Source organism: Caulobacter sp. SRI_014 (assembly GCF_057586315.1).
This window is the reverse complement of sequence record NZ_JBYCZQ010000002.1, coordinates 69427-85104: the sequence shown is the minus strand read 5'-3', so window position 1 is coordinate 85104 and position 15678 is coordinate 69427. Positions and strand designations below refer to the sequence as shown.

18 protein-coding genes are annotated in these 15678 nt (G+C 69.5%); 7 read left to right on the top strand and 11 right to left on the bottom strand.

Annotation, left to right across the window (positions count from 1 at the left end):
• Window positions 1-21: 21 nt before the first annotated feature.
• The 5 genes from AC2YG9_RS05845 to AC2YG9_RS05825 form a co-directional block, all read right to left on the bottom strand.
• Window positions 22-1734 carry a heparinase II/III family protein gene (locus AC2YG9_RS05845; RefSeq protein ID WP_487297007.1) on the bottom strand — a complete coding sequence of 571 codons (1713 nt, stop codon included), beginning with the start codon at window positions 1732-1734 and terminating at the stop codon, window positions 22-24.
• A 10-nt stretch (window positions 1735-1744) separates the two neighbouring features.
• Window positions 1745-2392 carry a ribulose-phosphate 3-epimerase gene (rpe, locus tag AC2YG9_RS05840; RefSeq protein WP_487297006.1) on the bottom strand — a complete coding sequence of 216 codons (648 nt, stop codon included), beginning with the start codon at window positions 2390-2392 and terminating at the stop codon, window positions 1745-1747.
• Window positions 2393-2426: 34 nt separating this feature from the next.
• Window positions 2427-3707: an RsmB/NOP family class I SAM-dependent RNA methyltransferase gene (locus tag AC2YG9_RS05835; protein ID WP_487297005.1), complete on the bottom strand. Its 1281-nt coding sequence runs from the start codon at window positions 3705-3707 to the stop codon at window positions 2427-2429.
• A gap of 43 nt (window positions 3708-3750) precedes the next feature.
• The gene (locus tag AC2YG9_RS05830) at window positions 3751-4128 is read right to left on the bottom strand and encodes a hypothetical protein (protein WP_487297004.1); all 378 of its coding nucleotides are present in this window, start codon (window positions 4126-4128) and stop codon (window positions 3751-3753) included.
• Between the two features lie 82 nt (window positions 4129-4210).
• Complete coding sequence (locus AC2YG9_RS05825) at window positions 4211-4636, bottom strand: hypothetical protein (protein WP_487297003.1); 426 nt, start codon at window positions 4634-4636, stop codon at window positions 4211-4213.
• 55 nt (window positions 4637-4691) lie between these two features.
• Between AC2YG9_RS05825 and AC2YG9_RS05820 the strand changes: the two genes are divergently transcribed.
• Both AC2YG9_RS05820 and AC2YG9_RS05815 read left to right on the top strand, forming a co-directional pair.
• On the top strand, window positions 4692-4943 hold the full coding sequence (locus AC2YG9_RS05820) for a DUF1674 domain-containing protein (RefSeq protein WP_487297002.1): 252 nt from the start codon (window positions 4692-4694) through the stop codon (window positions 4941-4943).
• A gap of 133 nt (window positions 4944-5076) precedes the next feature.
• Entirely contained in the window at window positions 5077-5898 is an 822-nt protein-coding gene (locus AC2YG9_RS05815; RefSeq protein WP_487297001.1) for a hypothetical protein, read from the top strand.
• A 147-nt stretch (window positions 5899-6045) separates the two neighbouring features.
• Here the strand turns inward: AC2YG9_RS05815 and AC2YG9_RS05810 are convergent, their stop codons facing one another.
• Together AC2YG9_RS05810 and AC2YG9_RS05805 are read right to left on the bottom strand one after the other, a co-directional pair.
• Complete coding sequence (locus tag AC2YG9_RS05810; protein WP_487297000.1) at window positions 6046-7887, bottom strand: arginine--tRNA ligase; 1842 nt, start codon at window positions 7885-7887, stop codon at window positions 6046-6048.
• Between the two features lie 26 nt (window positions 7888-7913).
• On the bottom strand, window positions 7914-8576 hold the full coding sequence (locus AC2YG9_RS05805) for a Tat pathway signal sequence domain protein (RefSeq protein WP_487296999.1): 663 nt from the start codon (window positions 8574-8576) through the stop codon (window positions 7914-7916).
• Window positions 8577-8750: 174 nt separating this feature from the next.
• Between AC2YG9_RS05805 and ispH the strand changes: the two genes are divergently transcribed.
• The 5 genes from ispH to AC2YG9_RS05780 all read left to right on the top strand — a co-directional run bounded on the left by ispH (window position 8751) and on the right by AC2YG9_RS05780 (window position 12501).
• On the top strand, window positions 8751-9710 hold the full coding sequence (gene ispH, locus AC2YG9_RS05800; RefSeq protein WP_487296998.1) for a 4-hydroxy-3-methylbut-2-enyl diphosphate reductase: 960 nt from the start codon (window positions 8751-8753) through the stop codon (window positions 9708-9710).
• Window positions 9707-10477, top strand: coding sequence for a peptidoglycan editing factor PgeF (gene pgeF, locus AC2YG9_RS05795; protein ID WP_487296997.1), 771 nt, complete (start codon window positions 9707-9709; stop codon window positions 10475-10477). The genes ispH and pgeF overlap by 4 nt, the downstream gene beginning before the upstream one ends.
• Window positions 10478-10539: 62 nt before the next feature.
• Window positions 10540-10977, top strand: a complete 438-nt coding sequence (locus AC2YG9_RS05790) for a TIGR02301 family protein (protein WP_487296996.1) — start codon at window positions 10540-10542, stop codon at window positions 10975-10977.
• A gap of 102 nt (window positions 10978-11079) precedes the next feature.
• Complete coding sequence (locus tag AC2YG9_RS05785; RefSeq protein ID WP_487296995.1) at window positions 11080-12042, top strand: SPFH domain-containing protein; 963 nt, start codon at window positions 11080-11082, stop codon at window positions 12040-12042.
• 12 nt (window positions 12043-12054) lie between these two features.
• Window positions 12055-12501, top strand: a complete 447-nt coding sequence (locus tag AC2YG9_RS05780) for an NfeD family protein (protein WP_487296994.1) — start codon at window positions 12055-12057, stop codon at window positions 12499-12501.
• 17 nt (window positions 12502-12518) lie between these two features.
• On the opposite strand, the gene AC2YG9_RS05775 is transcribed toward AC2YG9_RS05780, so the two are convergent.
• The 4 genes from AC2YG9_RS05775 to thrB all read right to left on the bottom strand — a co-directional run bounded on the left by AC2YG9_RS05775 (window position 12519) and on the right by thrB (window position 15588).
• Window positions 12519-12959, bottom strand: coding sequence for a MarR family winged helix-turn-helix transcriptional regulator (locus AC2YG9_RS05775; protein ID WP_487296993.1), 441 nt, complete (start codon window positions 12957-12959; stop codon window positions 12519-12521).
• Window positions 12959-14104: an Acg family FMN-binding oxidoreductase gene (locus AC2YG9_RS05770; RefSeq protein WP_487296992.1), complete on the bottom strand. Its 1146-nt coding sequence runs from the start codon at window positions 14102-14104 to the stop codon at window positions 12959-12961. The genes AC2YG9_RS05775 and AC2YG9_RS05770 overlap by 1 nt, the downstream gene beginning before the upstream one ends.
• Before the next feature lie 81 nt (window positions 14105-14185).
• Window positions 14186-14632, bottom strand: a complete 447-nt coding sequence (gene rnhA, locus AC2YG9_RS05765) for a ribonuclease HI (RefSeq protein ID WP_487296991.1) — start codon at window positions 14630-14632, stop codon at window positions 14186-14188.
• Window positions 14629-15588, bottom strand: coding sequence for a homoserine kinase (gene thrB / locus AC2YG9_RS05760; protein WP_487296990.1), 960 nt, complete (start codon window positions 15586-15588; stop codon window positions 14629-14631). Before thrB ends, rnhA begins: the two co-directional genes overlap by 4 nt.
• Between the last annotated feature and the right edge of the window lie 90 nt (window positions 15589-15678).

The following is a 15678-nucleotide window of genomic DNA, read 5'->3' as shown; positions in this document are numbered from 1 at the left end:
ACAGCGCTCCGGTTCTGGCTGCTACCCTTCGGCCCGCGACATCTTCCACCGGATGCGCCCGCCGGTATCGATCCGCACCTGGCCGGTCAGCACCACCTGGGTCGAGCGGCGCGGGCGGCCGTTTTCGAAGTGGGCGCTGGGCTCCACCGCGACGCTCACCGCGTCGTTGCGCAGCCACCAGCCCTGGTCGGTCGGGCCCTTGAGCAGTACCGACTTGCCGTCGCGGGCCAGGCTGGCGCGGGCGTCGGGGTGCAGGTGGAAGCGGACGGTGAAGGGCAGGTAGCGGCGCGGGCCGTCGGTCGGCGGGCCCTCCAGCACCGGGCGGAAGGCGTCCTCGCCGCGCAGCTCGCCTGCGGCCAGATCGAGGTAGAGCCGCCGGTCGTGGATCAGGCCGAAGTCGGCGGCCCAGCCGTCGTGGCTGCACTCCAGCCAGACCCCGGCGTCGGCGTCGTGGCGGCGCACGTCCACCCGTTTGGCGGCGCCCTCCAGCCGGGGGCCGATCCCCCAGGCGGTCAGACCGCGCAGCGGCTCCCCGGCCGAGGCGTCGCTCAGCGAGGCGGTGCTGGCCCCGTCGGTCAGGCGCAGGGCCTGGGGCGCGGCGGCGTCGGGGCTCCATGCGCAGCCGGTGATCAGCCGGTCAGCGCCGGCCAGGATCTCCAGCCCCAGGGTCTGGGCGCAGGCGGTGGCGCTCCACACGCCCCCGGCCGGCGCGGCCCCGTCGAGCATCAGGGTCAGCCCGGCCCCGTCGAGCCGGTAGTAGCCGCCGTGCGGCGCCTTCATCGGCGGCGGGCCGGCGTTTTCCTCATGGGCAAGGGCGGCGGCGATGCGATGGGCCGACAGGGCCTCGCCGCCCTGGAAACTGGCCAGCCGGCCGTCCGGCAGGGTGAAGAAGCGCGCCGCGGCGCTCAGGCGGTCGATGGCCCGGCTCATCTCGTCCGGCCCGGCCTGGCCGCGCTGGTGCAGCGCCTCGTCGAGGGTCAGGAGGTCGAACAGCAATTCCAGCCCCGCCTGCGGCGAGCGGCTGGCGTGGACCCCGTCCGGAGCCACAGCGCCGGGCAACTCGGCCCCAAGCACCTTCATCGACCGGTCGATCAGCAGCTCGCCCGCCTCGCCGGCCAGGGCGCAGCCGGCGACCCCGACGACCACGGCCCGCTGCAGGGCCCGCTCGGGCTGGATCGAGATGTCCGCCAGGTGCCGCGCCTGCCGCGCCAGGTCATTGGCCAGCTCGCTGCGTTCGGCGTCCGAGGCCACGGCGGCCAAGCGCCGCGCCGCGCAGCTGAGGTTGAACACCCGCCGCTCCAGGCAGTCGGGGCCCCAGGAGAACCCGTTCCAGCGCCCGAAAATCCGCTTCCAGTCGAACACCAGCCTGAGCGCCGCGCGCGGACCGGCCTCCTCCTGCGCCATCAGGTCGGGCAGCCAGCCCATTCGGTGCAGCGCGACGGCGAAGGCGCGGTCGGGGCTGGGCTTGTCGAAGGGATCACCGTTGGCCCCGACGCTCATCCGCGTGCCGGCCAGGTCGAAGATGCCCTGCAGCAGCCGGCGGCCCTCGGCGTTGTTGACCGGCCGGCGGTCGCGCGGGTTGGCGGCGAAACCATCGACCGGCGGGCGGCTGAGCATCAGCTGGTGCAGCGGATTGCCGAACCACTCCTGCTCGCCTTGGCGGCGGGCCGCGCCGGCCCAGCCCTGCAGGGTGGTCAGAACCGGTCCGGCAATGTCGCGGCGGGGCGGTTTCACGGGCCCGCCGTCAGCCCCTCAGGGCGGCGATGTTGCCGGCGTAGGCGTCCGGCCCGCCCTTGAACACGGCCGAGCCGGCGACCAGGGCGGTGGCCCCGGCGGCGATACACTGCGGCGCGGTGACGGCGGTGACCCCACCGTCGACCTCGAGGATGATGTCGCGCCCCGAGGCGTCGATCATCCGGCGCAGCCGCTCGATCTTCTTCAGCTGCGAGGCGATGAAGCTCTGGCCGCCGAAGCCCGGGTTGACGGTCATGACCAGCAACAGGTCGATGTCGTCCATCATGAACTCGATGACGTCCGGGCTGGTGGAGGGATTGAACACCACCCCGGCCTTGGCCCCCAGCTTGCGGATCTGCTTGAGCGTCCGGTTCAGGTGCGGCCCGGCCTCGGGGTGGACGCTGATCAGGTCGGCGCCGGCCTCGCGGAAGGCCTCCAGATAGCTGTCTACCGGGCTGATCATCAGGTGGACGTCGAAGGGGATTTCCACGTGCGGGCGCAGGGCCTTCACCACATCGGGGCCGATGGTGATGTTGGGCACGAAGTGGCCGTCCATGACGTCGACGTGCACCCAGTCGGCGCCGGCGGCCTCGATGGCGCGGCATTCCTCGCCGAGCTTGGAAAAGTCCGAGGCCAGGATGGAGGGGGCGATGATCATGGCCCCATGGCTTAGCGGAGTCGGGCCGGTGGGGCTAGGTTCGCCGCAGGCGCGCGGCGAAGAAGCCGTCCTGACCGCCTTCACGATGGTGTGGCAGCAGCCGCAGCCAGCCTTCCTTGGTCAGGGACGCGGCCGGCGCCCCGCCCTCACCCTCGGCGCAGGGCTCGGTGACGAATTCCGGGTGGCGGGTCAGGAAGGCGCGGACCTGGCCCTCGCCCTCTTCGGGCTCCAGCGAGCAGACGCAGTAGACCAGCCGCCCGCCGGGGGCGGTGCGCTTCGCGGCGCTGTCGAGCAGCCGGGACTGCACCGCGGCCAGCTTGGCGATGTCGCCGGGAGCGGCGGCCCACAGCACGTCCGGATGGCGCCGGAAGGTGCCGGTGGCCGAGCAGGGGGCGTCGAGCAGGACGGCGTCGAAGGTCCGCCCATCGTCCCAGGCGCCGGCGTCGGCGGCGATCACCTCGGCGCTGAGGTTCATCCGGGCGAGGTTCTCGGCCACCCGCTTCAGCCGCTCGGCCGAGCGGTCGACGGCGACGGTCGCCGCCCCGCTGACCGCCAGCTGCAGCGTCTTGCCGCCCGGCGCGGCGCAGAGGTCGAGCGCCGTCTGTTCGGCGTTGGCGTGCAGCAGGCGGGCGGGGATGGCGGCGGCGGCGTCCTGCACCCACCAGCGGCCCTCGGCGAAGCCCGGCCACTGGGCGACGTCGCCGCGCTGGGCGACCCGCACCGTGCCGCCGGGCAGGGCGACCGCGTCGAGCTGGGCGGTGAGCAGCTCGATGTCATCGTTGGCCCGAACCGTCAGGTCGGTGGCCGGCTCATTGGCGATCTCGGCGGCGATGGCGCGGGCGGCCTCGGGCCCCCAGGCGTTGGTCCAGCGCGCGAACAGCCAGGGCGGACACAGGGCTTCCGGCTCATCGGCCGGCGGCCCGTCGCGCAGCAGGCCGCGCAGCACGGCGTTGACCAGGCCCTTGAAGGCGCGGCCGGCCTTGTCCTGGGCGGCGATGTCGACGCTGGTCGAGACAGCGGCGTGGTCAGGGGTGTCGAACCAGAACAGCTGGGCGACGCCCAGGCGCAGCAGGTTGCGGATACGCGGCGGCGGCTCCCGGTTCAGCTTGGGGGCCAGCAGCCGGTCGATCTGGCCGAGGCGCCGCAGGGTGCTCAGTGTCAGGGCCCGGGCGAAGGCGCGGTCGCGGGCGTCGAGGGCCTTCAGGGGCCCGGCGGCGGCGGCCTCGTCGATGCCGCCCCGGCGTACAAGGGCGGCGTCCAGCAGGGTGAGGGCCGCGCGGCGGGCGGCCAGATCGTCAGAAGGTGCTTGGGTCACGGCGCTCCCCTGCGCCTTTCAGCGCGGGGGAGCAAGCCCTGTCTCAGGCCGTCTTGCGCCAGTTGCCCAGCAGGGAGACCAGGAACAGCAGCATGCCGAGAATGACCGGAATCTCGGACGCCATCATCACCGGCCCCGGAAGCTTCTGCATCAGCACCTGCGGCAGCAGGACGCCCATCGCCACCGCGCCCCAGGCCGACAAGGCGTAGTTGGCCCAGGCCAGCTTCACGCTGTAGCGCATGCCCGGCAGGGCGTAGACGAGGCCCATGATCGACATGACCACAAAGCCCAGCAGATTGAGGTGTGCGTGGGCCGGGCTCAGCGAGTGGTCCTGGCTCATCGCCATGAAGGTGCCCCATCCCATGCCGCAGAGGGCGATGACGGCGGCGGTGGTCAGGAAGGCCAATGAGACTTTCGGCATGATCGTTCCCCCGAACGGCAAGAAGAAGGGCGGCTTCCCTCCAGAAGCCGCCCTGACAGGAGAACAGTGTTCCCTGATTTGATCAAGCGGTGGCGAAAGCCTGCAGCCCCGACCGCTTCGGGCTCGCCCGGCGCAGGCCGCCGATGACGGCGGCGAAGAAGGCCAGAAAGCCGAACAGGATGGAGAACTCGCCGACGATGAACAGCGGCATCAACTGGGTCGGCTCCACCCTCTGCGACAGCGCGAGGAACAGGGCGGGGGCCAGCAGACAGACGCCGAGGTTCATCAGGGTGAAATTGGTGGCGATCAGCCAGTTCGGCGTTTCCTTGCCGAGCAGGGCGTAATATCCGCCCATGATCGACAGGCTGACGAAGCCGAGCAGGTTGAGGTGGGCGTGACCGGGCGAGGTGGCGTGATCATGGGTGATGCCCATGTACATACCCCAGCAGACGCCGACCATGATGTAGAAGCAGGCGGCGATAAAAAACACATAAGGCCAACGTGACATGGTTGTAATCTTTCCCTATACTTGTCGTTGTTGTTGGGAGCGCGCGTAGACCACTATGGAAAACGATCCGCAAGACGGTGTTCGATTAAATCTTGGTCAGGAGACCGCTGACGTTCCCAGTGACGTACCGGGCGCCGCGCCAGGCAAGGTCCTGACCCCGGCCGCCCGACGGGCCCTGGAGGAGGCGGCGGCGCGCAAGGCGGCTGAGACGGCGCAGGATCGCCCGCCCGAAGACGGCGGCCCGGCCGGCCCCGAACCGACCCGCTTCGGCGACTGGGAACGCAAGGGCATCGCGGTCGACTTCTGACCGGCTCCAAGCGTTAAATTACCCCCGTCGCGCGGCGCCTTAACCCTGTCCTTCTCGCAAAGGGCGCAGACGGTCGCTGACGGCCCCTCCCGCGCGTAGCCTGGCCTCCTGTACCTGCGTCAGGAGTCCAACCATGCCGCGCGCGTTTCGAACTGCCGCCCTGATGCTGGCCACCGCCGTGGCCCTCAGCCCGGTCTGCGCCCTCGCCGCCGAGCCCTACCGGGCCCCGGCCGCCGGCGTGTCGGGCGACGCCTACGCCTATCAGCGCACGGGTGGCGGCGGCTCCAGCTACAGCTATCGCGGCGAGACCACCGAGTACGTCGGGGGCGCGGTCGGCGCTCCGGTGGACGGCCGGGTCAACTGCCAGGGCTACTGCCTGCCGCCGGGCTATGTCGTCGAAGACCCCAACCGCCCGCGCTACCAGCCGCCGCCGCCGCAGGCCGCGCCGCCGGCGCACGACGAAGAGTCGCGCGGCTATGTCGGCGAGCCGGTCTATCACGATGAGGACGGGGCGCGGACCGGGGGGCCGCTGTATGCGGGTGAGGACCGTTACGGCGCGCGTCGCACCTATGAAGAGCGCGGGGGCTACAGCTGGGGATATGAGGAACGTGGCGGCTATGAACGCCACGAAACCGGTTGGGACGACCGGCAGTACGACGACTGGGGCCGTGAACGCTGCCGCCAGCGCTGGGACGCCCAGGGTCGCATGATCGAAAGCTGCGGCGAGATCCGCCTCGGCGACAGCTTCTTCTGGGGCGGCGGCGGGGTCGGCCCGGAATACATCGACGGCGGTGGAGGCGGCGGCGGGGGCGCCTATGCCGAAGCCGGCGCCGGGGCCACGGCCTACGCCTCGGCCCGGGCCAGCGTCGGCGTCAGCATCCGCATCGGTGGTCGAGGCGGCCACAAGGGGGGCCACGGCGGCAAGGGCGGCTGCGGCAAGTGCGGGGGGCACTAACCTGACCTCCCTCCCCGAATGGGGAGGGCAGACGCGCGGTATGCGCGTCGGGTGGGGCGGTCGGCTCCAGGCAGTGGGGATTGCGGTTGCCCACTTCCCCACCCGGCCTGTCGGCCTGCCCTCCCCATTCGGGGAGGGAGGGGCGCGCTACATCCGCTCCGGCGTCTCGATGCCCAGCAGGTCCAGCGCCAGTTCCAGCTGTTCCAGCGTCACACGGGCCAGGCGCAGGCGGCTGCCGCGCACGGTCTCGCTCTCGGCGCTCATGATCGGACAGGCGGCGTAGAACTTCGAAAACGCCTGGGCCAGCTTGAAGGCGTGGTCGGCGATGAAGTTGGGAGCCTTCTTGTCGTAGGCCTCGGCCGTCGCCGCGTCGAAGGCGTCCAGCATCAGCACCAGTTCGCGCTCGGCGGGTTCCTTGACGCTGATCTTGCTCTCGACCACGCCCTCGTTCGTCGCCCGCCGTAGCACCGATTTGATCCGCACCGCCTGGTACAGCAGGTAGGGCCCGGTCTTGCCCTCGAAGGCCGTGAAGCGGTCGAGGTCGAAGATGTAGCTGGTGCCGCGATAGTTGCTTAAGTCCGCAAACTTCAGGGCCGCGACCGCCACCTTGTGGGCGACGTCCTCGAACTCCTCGGGCTCGAACTCGCTGCCGAGACCGGCCTCATGCAGCCGCTCACGGGCCTTGTCGCGGGCCATCTCGATCAGGTCGTGCAGCTTCAGCACCCCGCCTTCGCGGGTCTTGAAGGGCTTGCCGTCCGGACCGTTCATGGTGCCGAAGCCGATGTGCTCCAGCCCGCCCGGCTCGGCGTAGCCGGCCAGGTAGGCGGCGCGGAACACCTGCTCGAAATGGTCGGCCTGACGCTGGTCGACGCAGTAGAGGATCAGCTGCGGATCGAAGCTCTTGCGGCGATCGAGGATCGTCGCCAGGTCCGTCGTGCCATACATGGCCGAGCCCTCGGAGCTCACCACCAGCAGCGGATCGGGCGAAGGCACGGTGACGGTCGAGCCGTCTTCCAGCTTCTTCTTCTTGGTCTCGCCGGGCCGGGCGACATGCACCACCCGGGCCCCCTGGTCCTCGACCAGCAGGCCCTTGGCCTGCAGTTCGTCGACCATGCCGGCGATCAGCGGATCGGCGTCGCTCTCGCCCTTCCACAGGTCGAAGTCGACGCCCAGGGCGTGGAACTCGCGCTCCAGGGCCACCCGGCTGACGTTGACGAAATGCTTCCAAAGCAGGCGATAGCCGAACCGGCCCCCCTGCAGCTCGGCCGTCGCCTTGCGGGCGCGGTCCCGGTACTCGACGTCGGTCTTGGCCTTGCCGGCGGCCTCCGGATACATCCGGTCCAGATCGGCCAGGGTGATGTGGTTGCCCAGTTCCTGCAGCACCCGCTGGCTGTCAGCCTCGCTGAAGCCGCCGGGGGCCGTGACCAGTCGCTCCATCAGGGCGCGGACGAACGGGAACTCGTCCATGGCCGCAACGATCAGGAGCCCCATCTGGAAGCCCCAGTCGCCGAAGTGGGCGTCGCCCAGCACCACATCGCCGCGGAAGCGATAGATGCGCTTGACCGCCTCGCCGATGATCGAGGCCCGCAGGTGGCCGACGTGCATCGGCTTGGCGACGTTGGGCCCGGCGTAGTCGATGATCACCCGGCGGGAATCGTCGACCTCGACGGCGCCCTTGCGCGGGTCGGCGGCGATCTCGTTGGCCCGGGTCGACAGGGCCGCGGGGCTGACCCGCATGTTGATGAAGCCCAGGCCCGCGATCTCGACGGAGGCCAGGTTGGGATCGCCGGCCAGCTTGTCGACGACATACTGGGCGATCTCGCGCGGCGGCTTGCCGGCGGCCTTGGCGCCGGCCATGGCTCCGTTGGACTGGAAATCGGCGAGGTCGGGGCGGTCGGACGGGGTTACTCGGCCCAGCTCGGGCGGAATCCCCAGGTCGGCGAAAGCAGCAGCGGCCGCTTCGCCAAGCGTCCTCTTAAGATCGGTCATGCAGCTATCTTAAGTCAGGTCGTCGACTAATTGGAATCGGCGGCCTTGGGCGCGCCGGCCGAGACGCGGAAGCGTTTGCCGTCGCGGTTGAACTCGGCCATCGCCGGGGTGACGTCGAAGCCGATCAGGACCTCGAAGTTGGCGCCGCTGGTTTCCATGGTGGCGCGCGGGATGACGATGCCTTCCAGCTTCTCTGTGACCATGGTGCGTTCGCTGCTGAACTTCACCGGCAGGTCGAAGTATTCCTTGGTGATCACCGCCGAATTGCGCGTGGTGACGGCCACCCAGTAGCGGTAGGTCTTGCGGTCGCTGGTCGCCTTGGGGCCCTTGCCCAGGGCGAACAGGGCTTCGACCGAGACGCGGATCGGCTCGTCGTCCTTGTACTCGCAGCCCGACGACAGGCCCTGGATCTCGCCGCTGTAGACGACGGTGTTGGCCGATTCTTTGCCGTCGAACTCGATGTAGCGGCCGGCGTCGTACAGCACCTTCACATAGGGACAGGGGCCGGCGTTGCGCAGCGCGGGCAGCGGCGCCTCGGTCTGGTTCCACTCCTTGTCGCGCGACTTCTTCTTGGCCGCTTCCTCTTCCTGGCGACGGTCCTGGTCGCCACGGCCACGGCCCTGGGCCATCGCGGCCGGGGCGGAAACAAGGATCAGGCCCGCGAGGGCGAAGGTGAAGAAACGGCGCATGCGGGTCCCGACAGATCAAAACAGGACGGCCAACGAGCCGCCCTTTCAACTCATCATCGCTGATAAAGGCATATGCGTGGCCCTGCAATGAAACGAAGCGCGGGAGGGGAATTGGCGCCGATCCTTCACGCCAAATGGCTGGCGAGCGACCCCGCAACCGCCTAACTAGACGCCATGGATGCCACCGTCGTCGCCAAGCCTGCCCTCAAGGTCCTGCTCGCAAGCCCGCGCGGCTTCTGCGCCGGGGTCGATCGAGCCATCCAGATCGTCGAGCGGGCCATCGAGAAGTACGGCGCTCCGGTCTATGTGCGCCATGAGATCGTCCACAACCGCTTCGTCGTCGATCGCCTGAAAGCCATGGGCGCGGTGTTCGTCGAGGAGGTCGAGGAGGCCCCGGTCGACAGGCCGATCATCTTCTCGGCCCACGGCGTGCCCAAGAGCGTGCCGGCCGAGGCCCGTGAACGCCAGATGCTCTACCTCGACGCCACCTGCCCCCTGGTCTCCAAGGTCCATGTCGAGGCGCAGCGTCACTATGAGCACGGCCGCGAGATCGTCCTGATCGGCCACAAGGGCCACCCCGAGGTGGTCGGCACCATGGGCCAGCTGCCCGAGGGGGTGGTCAAACTCATTGAAACCGTCGAGGACGTCGCCGCTTTCAATCCGGTCGATCCGATGAACGTCGCCTTCGTCACCCAGACAACCCTGTCGGTCGACGACACCGCCGAGATCATCGAGGCCCTGCAGACCCGCTTCCCCGGCATCTCGACGCCGCACAAGGAAGACATCTGCTACGCCACCACCAACCGCCAGGAAGCGGTGAAGGCCATCGCCGAAGCCAGCGACGTGCTGCTGGTCGTCGGCTCGCCCAACAGCTCCAACTCGGTGCGGCTGGTCGAGGTCGGCAAGCGGGCCGGGGTCAAGGGCGCCTACCTGATCGACAAGGCGTCAGAGATGAAGGACGAGTGGCTGGACGGCGTCGCCTCGCTTGGCATCACCGCCGGCGCCTCGGCGCCCGAACTGCTGGTCCAGGAACTGATCGAGCGCCTCGAAACCCGCTTTGAGCTGACCATCGAGGAAATCGCCCCGACCCGCGAGACAGTGCGCTTCAAGCTGCCCCGCGTGCTGATCGCGTGAGTCTCTCGCCGGTCCAGTCGCCGCTGCTCAGCGCGCTGCCGGGCGTTCGCCACGCCTTCTTCACCCGCCAGGGCGGGGTCTCCAAGGGCCTGTTCGACAGCCTGAACGTCGGGCGCGGCTCTTCCGACGAGGCCGCCGATGTCGAGGAAAACCGGGCCCGCGCGGCCGGCTGGTTCGGCGTCATGCCCGACGCCCTCAACACCTGCTACCAGGTCCACTCCGCCAGGGCCCTGACCGCCGAGGCCCCCTGGGGCCGCTACCGGCCCGAGGGCGACGGCGTCGTCACCGACCAGCGCAGCGTCGTCTGCGGCGCCTTGCATGCCGACTGCGCGCCCGTCCTGATCGCCGACCCCAAGGCCCGGGTGGTCGCCGCCGCCCACGCCGGCTGGAAGGGCGCCCTCACGGGCATCGTCGCCGAGACCGTGACGGCCATGGAACGCCTCGGCGCCCGCCGGGCCGACATGGTCGCCGCCGTCGGTCCCTGTATCAGCCAGGCCTCCTACGAAGTCGGCGAAGAGTTCGAAGCGACCTTCCTTGAGGCCGACCCGGCCCACGGCGCCTGGTTCATCGCCGGCGCTCCGGGCAAGCGCCAGTTCGACCTGCCGGGGTTTGTCCTGTCGCGCCTTGCCGAGGCCGGCGTGGCCCAGGCGGAATGGGTCGGCCGCGACACCTGCACCGAAGCCGACCTGTTCTATTCCAACCGCCGCGCTTTCCGGCAGGGCGAGCCCGACTACGGCCGCCTGCTCAGCGCCATCATGCTGGATTAGGCGCCCCTACCGTGAGGGGAATGGGCTTGAAACTGGCGCGAGACTTGAACCAGATGCGCTCCATGAAGCGCCTTCTTCCCGTTCTGGCCGTCCTGGTCCTCGCATCGCCGGTCCTCGCCCAGGAACGCCCGCCGCCTGAGCGCCAGTCCCTGGTCGACCTGGCCTACGCCATCGGCGAGTCCCACGCCCTGCGCCAGGTCTGCAACGGCGACGGCGATCAGCACTGGCGCGACCGCATGGCCGAGCTGGTCAATACCGAAGCCGCCGACGAGGCCTTCGAGGCCCGCCTGAAGCAGGCCTTCAACAGCGGCTTTGCCGCCCGCAAGGCGCAGTTCCCGACCTGCGGCATCGACAGCCGCAAGGCCGAGCTGGCCGTGGCCCGCAAGGGCGAGGGCATCGCCGCCAAGCTGGCCGCCTCGGTGCGGACGGTGCAGCGCATGGGCCCCGACGATCCGGCCATGAAGGACCAGGAAAACCCGGACGCCGCGCCCAGGGAATAGGCGGCCTTTCTGGACATACGTTCGTTCGGACAATCGACGCCGCTCGCCCTTGAAGGGAACCTCGGCTAGGCTCATCTCAAGTTCAGATTGGGAGGGCCTTCGATGTTCTGGATTTTCGCGCTGTTTCTTGTGGCGCTGGCGCTGTTCCTGGTGTTCAGCGTGCTCAAGATCGTGCCTCAGGGGCGCGAGTTCACCGTCGAGCGGTTCGGTCGCTACACCCGCACTCTGAAGCCCGGCATCTCCATCCTCACCCCGTTTATCGAGACGATCGGCCGGCGGGTGAACATGATGGAACAGGTGCTGGACGTGCCCCAGCAGGAAGTCATCACCAAGGACAACGCGGTGGTGAAGGTCGACGGCATCGTCTTCATCCAGGTGATGGACGCCGCCAACGCCGCCTACCGGGTCGACAACCTCAACTACGCCATCGCCCAGCTCTGCATGACCAACCTGCGGACCGTCGTCGGTTCGATGGAGCTGGACGAGGTGCTCAGCCAGCGCGACCAGATCAACAGCCGCCTGCTGGCCACCATCGACCACGCCACCAACCCCTGGGGCGTCAAGGCCACCCGGATCGAGATCAAGGATCTGACTCCGCCGCCGGACATCACCAACGCCATGGCCCGCCAGATGAAGGCCGAACGCGAACGCCGCGCCGTCATCACTGAAGCCGACGGCGAAAAGCAGAGCCAGATCGCCAGGGCCGAGGGCGCCAAGCAGTCGGCCATTCTCCAGGCCGAAGGCCGCAAGGAAGCCGCCTTCCGCGACGCCGAGGCCCGCGAACGCGAAGCCGAGGCCGAAGCCAAGGCCACCGCCTTCGTCTCCGAAGCCATCGCCCGCGGCGACGTCAACGCCATCAACTACTTCATCGCCCAGAAGTACGTCGAAGCCTTCGCCCTGCTGGCCTCCAGCCCGCAGCAGAAGACGGTCATCGTTCCGGCCGACTTCGCCGGCCTGACCGGCTCCATCGCCGGCATCGGCGAGCTGGTGAAGACCCTCAGCGGCAGCGACGCCCGCGTTGTTCCGCCGCCGACGGCGACGCCGCGCACCCCCCGGAACTCGTAAGGGAGCCTGATCATGGACGCCCTCTACAACGCCCACGCCGTCTGGTTCTGGCTGGCCCTGGCGGCGGTCATCCTAGGGGCCGAGCTGTCGACCGGCAGCGGCTGGCTGCTGTGGCCGGCGGTGACGGCGGTGGCGATGGCCGGCCTGACCTTCGTCCTGCCGTCCAACGTCGCGGTCCACCTGCTGATCTACGCGGTGCTGACCATCGCCGTGACGGTGACGGCGCGGCGCTACCTGCCGCGCAACATCTCGGGCGACGGGCCGGACATCAACGACAATATCACCCGCCTCATCGGGGCCCGCGGCGAGGCGGCGAGCATCTTCGCCGAAGGCCGCGGCCGGGTGCATGTCGAAGGCAAGGAATGGGACGCCCTGAGCGAAGACGCCCTCATCCCCGGTAAGCCCGTGCAGGTGATGGAAGTGCTATCGGCCGCGAGCCTGCGGGTGAAGGCGGCCTGAGCGGAGGGGGAGCGGACCTACCGGTTTTCGTCCATCCAGATTCGCAGCGCCCGCAGGAACGGCAGCGCCGCCACGAACTCCGCGTCGGTGAACGCCTCCCGCAGCCCCTCCATCCTCGGCCGCAGCGCCATCAGTCCGGCCTCATAGGCCCGCGCCCCGTCCTGTGTGAGCGACACCTGCTTCTTCCGCCCATCCCGCTCGTCGGCCACGACCCGCACGAACCCCTGCGCCTCCAGCCGCTGCAGGGTGTTGGTCATCGCCCCCTTGGTCACCTGGAACGCAGCCGCCAGCTTCGCGGGACTCTCCTCGCCGCCGCGCCGCATGAAGTGGGTCAGCACCCCGAACTGCGCCGCGCTCATCCCGCCCGGCAAACTCCGCTCCAGCGCCGCGTTGGACAGCTGCGAAATGATGCCGATCTCGGTCAGCACCGAGACGTCCGGCCGCTCCTTCAACGCCATCAGGCTGTCCTCGCGGGATTTGGCCTGAACAGATCCTCGAGTCCCTTGCGCGGCGTCGGCGGCAGGTCCCTGGCATACCCCGCCCGGACCAGCATCTGCAGCCGCTCGCCGGGCTTCACCCCCACCATCGCGTCCATCCGCGCGAACAGCGCCGCCATCTCCGGATACTCCTGCAGCGCCTGGCTCATCGGCTGGATGGCGATCTGGCGCGCCGTCGCCTCCAGCGCCATCCGCGCATAGGCCCGCCCGGCGGCGATCTGCGTCAGCCGGCTGTTGTCCGGGCTGACCAGCCAGACGAACGCCCCCGTCGCCTCGCACATCGGCCGGGCGAAATCCCGCGCCTGTTTGAAGGCCATCGTCCCCGGCCGGGCCAGGTTCTCCGGCGTCAGGATACCGACTGTCTTCATCGCCTCGATGCCGGGTCCGCTGAGGAACAGCCCGTCGCGATGCTCGGCGATCGCCTTGGCGCCGATGCGCATCAGGTCGATGCTCTCCTGGTTGGCGGCCGGGGTGTCGACCTCGCGCTCGTAGGCCTCGCGGGTCAGGACCTTCAGCCCGGCCAGCGCCTCGCCGCCGCTCGCCGCCCCCGTGCGCATCCCCGGCCCCGCCGCCGCCTGCACGGCGGCCAGATCGGTCGCCGGAATGGCCCGGGCCGTATCGTAGGGCAGGCGGGTCGTCCGTCTACGGAGGATATGCCGGAACAGCGGATCCAGCGCCCCGCCGGCGGTGAACACCACCCGCGCGAACGGCTTGTCGTCCAGCGTCTCGCCAGGCTCGCCATCCGGGAAGGGCGTCACCGTCGCGGCATGGCCCTTCGCCCCGGCCGCGATGGCCAGAAGCTCCAGAAACGCCCCGCAACCGACCACGATCTGACGGCTGAACGGATCGGTGGCCGGCAGCAGGCGGGTGCGGTCGATGAACAGGGTGACGGCGTCTTCCCCGTCCAGCCGCGCGAGCCAGGGCTGACGATTGTGCGGATTGGGCGCCAGCACCGCATGGGCCAGCGCATAGCGCCGCACGTCCCGCTCGGCCGAGCCCGGCGAGACCCAGGCGGTGGTCGCGTCCGGAACCTTTTCACAGCCGGTCAGCCCGGCGGCCATCACGGTCCCGCCCCCGATGATGCGGATAAAGTTGCGACGATCCATGGCAATACGCCTTTCGTTCAACGTTGAACCAATAAAATAGTTCAATGTTGAACTTGTCAACCCGCCCCAGATTTCTGGAGGTCAGGCTTCGCCCAACGCCTCGCGCATCCCTTCGCCGGCCAGCACATCGGCCCGCTCGTTCCATTCATGGCCCGCGTGGCCCTTGATCCAGCGCCAGTCGACCTCGTGCCTGGACCGCGCCGCGTCCAGCCGCTTCCACAGGTCCTCGTTCTTCACCGCGCCCTTGGAATAGGTCTTCCAGCCGCGCGCCTTCCACAGGTGCAGCCATTCCTTGATGCCCTGCTGGACATACTTGCTGTCTGTGTGCAGCTCGACCGTGCAGGGCTTGTTCAGCGCCTCCAGCGCCTGGATCGCCGCCATCAGCTCCATGCGGTTGTTGGTCGTCGCCGGCTCGCCGCCCTTGATCTCCTTGGTCTTGCCGCCGCTCATCAGCACGGCGCCCCAGCCGCCCGGCCCGGGATTCCCCCGGCAGGCGCCGTCGGTATAGATCACCACCTTCGGGGTCATACGGCGTCCGTCAGGATCGACAGCCCGGCCCGGTGCACCGCCAGCTTGCGCTCGTATTCCATGGGATCCTTCGGCTTGACCAATGCGCCCTCCGGCGTCGCCCCCCAGTCGGCCAGCCGGGTCAGGAAGAACCGCATCGCCGCCCCATGGGCCAGCACCGGCAGCGCCGCCCGCTCGGCGTCCGACAGCGGCCGCCGCGCCTCATAGCCGGCCAGCAGCGCCTTGCCGGCGGTGATGTTGAACTCCCCGGCGCTCTCGAAACACCATGCGTTGAGGGTCACCGCCAGGTCGTAGGCGTAGAAGTCGTCGCAGGCGAAATAGAAGTCGATGGCGGCGGCGAACCGCCCCTCGCGGAAGAAGACGTTGTCGGGGAAGAAGTCGGCGTGAATCACCCCCGCCGGCAGGTCCCTCGGCCAATGGGTCGCCAGATGCAGGATGTCGCCGGCGATGGTCCGCGACAGCCCGGGCTTCAGCGCCTCGGCGGCCCCCTCCAACCCCTGGAACAGCGGCGCCCAGGCCGCCTGGCCCAGATCATTGACCCGCCGCCCCGTAAACCCCGCCCCCGCCTGATGCAGCCAGGCCAGGCCCTCGCCCGCCTGCCGGCACTGGGCCACGGTCGGCCGCCGCGCCGACAGGCCGGGCAGGAACTGGGCCAGCGCCACGGGCTTGCCCCGCACCGACTGGAGCACCACGCCCTCACGGTCGGCAATCGGCCGCGCCGACGGAAACCCGGCCTCGGCCAGATAGCCCATCAGGTCGAGGAAGTAGGGCAGCTCGTCCGCCGTCACCCCCCGCTCATAGACCGTCAGGATGAACCGGCCGGCCTCCGTCTCGAGCAGGAAGTTGGAGTTCTGGATACCCTCGGCGATGCCCTTGAACGCCAGCGGCTCGCCCAGATCGTATCGGGCGAGAAAGCCTTCCAGCTCCTCGTCGGTGATGTCCGTATAGACCGCCATGATCCTGCGGGGATGGGGGAGGCCGCCGACTTTGTCTAGGGCCAACTAACCATTCACCGTCATCCCGGAAAGCGCGCAGCGCTTATCCGG

Excerpts from the sequence above, each read along its gene's own strand:
- rpe (WP_487297006.1), bottom strand. The coding sequence starts at position 2,392 with ATGATCATCGCCCCCTCCATCCTGGCCTCGGACTTTTCCAAGCTCGGC.
- AC2YG9_RS05830 (WP_487297004.1), bottom strand. The coding sequence starts at position 4,128 with ATGCCGAAAGTCTCATTGGCCTTCCTGACCACCGCCGCCGTCATCGCC.
- AC2YG9_RS05825 (WP_487297003.1), bottom strand. The coding sequence starts at position 4,636 with ATGTCACGTTGGCCTTATGTGTTTTTTATCGCCGCCTGCTTCTACATC.
- AC2YG9_RS05820 (WP_487297002.1), top strand. The coding sequence starts at position 4,692 with ATGGAAAACGATCCGCAAGACGGTGTTCGATTAAATCTTGGTCAGGAG.
- AC2YG9_RS05815 (WP_487297001.1), top strand. The coding sequence starts at position 5,077 with ATGCCGCGCGCGTTTCGAACTGCCGCCCTGATGCTGGCCACCGCCGTG.
- AC2YG9_RS05810 (WP_487297000.1), bottom strand. The coding sequence starts at position 7,887 with ATGACCGATCTTAAGAGGACGCTTGGCGAAGCGGCCGCTGCTGCTTTC.
- AC2YG9_RS05805 (WP_487296999.1), bottom strand. The coding sequence starts at position 8,576 with ATGCGCCGTTTCTTCACCTTCGCCCTCGCGGGCCTGATCCTTGTTTCC.
- ispH (WP_487296998.1), top strand. The coding sequence starts at position 8,751 with ATGGATGCCACCGTCGTCGCCAAGCCTGCCCTCAAGGTCCTGCTCGCA.
- AC2YG9_RS05790 (WP_487296996.1), top strand. The coding sequence starts at position 10,540 with ATGAAGCGCCTTCTTCCCGTTCTGGCCGTCCTGGTCCTCGCATCGCCG.
- AC2YG9_RS05785 (WP_487296995.1), top strand. The coding sequence starts at position 11,080 with ATGTTCTGGATTTTCGCGCTGTTTCTTGTGGCGCTGGCGCTGTTCCTG.
- AC2YG9_RS05780 (WP_487296994.1), top strand. The coding sequence starts at position 12,055 with ATGGACGCCCTCTACAACGCCCACGCCGTCTGGTTCTGGCTGGCCCTG.
- AC2YG9_RS05775 (WP_487296993.1), bottom strand. The coding sequence starts at position 12,959 with ATGGCGTTGAAGGAGCGGCCGGACGTCTCGGTGCTGACCGAGATCGGC.
- AC2YG9_RS05770 (WP_487296992.1), bottom strand. The coding sequence starts at position 14,104 with ATGGATCGTCGCAACTTTATCCGCATCATCGGGGGCGGGACCGTGATG.
- rnhA (WP_487296991.1), bottom strand. The coding sequence starts at position 14,632 with ATGACCCCGAAGGTGGTGATCTATACCGACGGCGCCTGCCGGGGGAAT.
- thrB (WP_487296990.1), bottom strand. The coding sequence starts at position 15,588 with ATGGCGGTCTATACGGACATCACCGACGAGGAGCTGGAAGGCTTTCTC.